Genomic DNA, 1,489 nt, shown 5'->3' on the forward strand with positions numbered 1-1,489 from the left:
CACATTAACTCCGCCAACAACGATGGCCTTGACCTGAACGGGTTGGGGAAGGCCGAGGCGATTGAAGCGGCGCTGCGGTGGATCGTCGAGAAGCACAAGGGCGCGGAGAAGATCCAGTACAAGCTGCGCGACTGGCTGTTCGCCCGCCAGCGCTACTGGGGCGAGCCCTTCCCCATCGTGTACGACGAGCACGGCCAGGCGCACTCCATCCCGGAGGATCAGCTGCCGGTCGAGCTGCCGGACGTTGAGGACTACAAGCCGGTCTCCTACGAGCCGGACGACGCGGACTCCGAGCCCTCGCCGCCGCTGGCCAAGGCGAAGGACTGGGTCGAGGTGCGCATGGACCTAGGCGACGGGGAGAAGACCTACTGGCGCGACACCAACGTCATGCCGCAGTGGGCCGGTTCTTCCTGGTACCAGCTGCGCTACATCGACCCGACCAACGAGAACGCCTTCTGCGACCTGGAGAACGAGCGCTACTGGACCGGCCCGCGCGGCGAGAACGACCCGGGCGGCGTGGACCTGTACGTCGGCGGCGTCGAGCACGCGGTGCTGCACCTGCTTTACGCCCGTTTCTGGCACAAGGTGCTCTTTGACCTGGGCTTTGTTTCCTCCAGGGAGCCGTACCGTCGCCTGTTTAACCAGGGCTACATCCAGGCCTACGCCTACACGGATTCCCGCGGCGTGTACGTCCCGGCCGCCGAGGTGGAGGAGAAGGACGGCCGATTTTTCTTCGACGGAGTCGAAGTCAACCGTGAGTACGGCAAGATGGGCAAGTCGCTGAAGAACGCGGTCGCCCCGGACGACATCGCCACCGACTTCGGCGCGGACACCCTGCGCGTCTACGAGATGTCGATGGGCCCGCTGGACACCTCCCGCCCGTGGGCGACGAAGGACGTCGTTGGCGCGCACCGCTTCCTGCAGCGCCTGTGGCGCCTGGTGGTCAGCGAGGAGACTGGCGAGGCCAACGTCACCGACGCCGAACTTTCCGAGAACGACGCGAAGCAGCTCCACCGCACCATCGCGGGCGTGCGCGACGACTACGAGCACCTGCGCGACAACACCGTGGTGGCCAAGCTCATTGAGTACGTCAACTACCTCACCAAGGCGTACCCGCAGCAGGCCCCGCGCGCCGCGGTGACCCCGCTGGTGCAGATGGTTGCGCCGGTCGCCCCGCACATTGCCGAGGAGCTGTGGGCCAAGCTCGGCCACGCCGACACGATCACGTTCGAGCCCTTCCCAACCTTCGACGAGTCGCTGCTCACCGATGACACGGTGGAGATTCCCGTGCAGATCAACGGCAAGGTCAAGGCTCGCATCAACGTCGCCGCCGACGCTTCCAAGGAGGACATGGAACAGGCAGCGCTTGACGACGCCCGCGTGACCGAACTCACCAGCGGCAAGCAGATCGTCAAGACGATCGTGGTGCCGGGCCGCATGGTCAACCTGGTGGTGAAGTAGGGAAGTCCTGTCCGTCCCCTGCCGAGGC

1 protein-coding gene is annotated in these 1,489 nt (G+C 65.7%); it reads left to right on the forward strand.

Translation table 11 applies throughout. The annotated features are described in order from the left end of the window. Nucleotides 1-1,461 (forward strand): class I tRNA ligase family protein (locus EAW56_RS12150; protein WP_147453330.1); only part of this gene is annotated, 1,461 nt, incomplete at its 5' end. Nucleotides 1,462-1,489: the final 28 nt, after the last annotated feature.

It is taken from the genome of Corynebacterium gottingense (assembly GCF_003693265.1).
Taxonomy (GTDB): domain Bacteria; phylum Actinomycetota; class Actinomycetes; order Mycobacteriales; family Mycobacteriaceae; genus Corynebacterium; species Corynebacterium gottingense.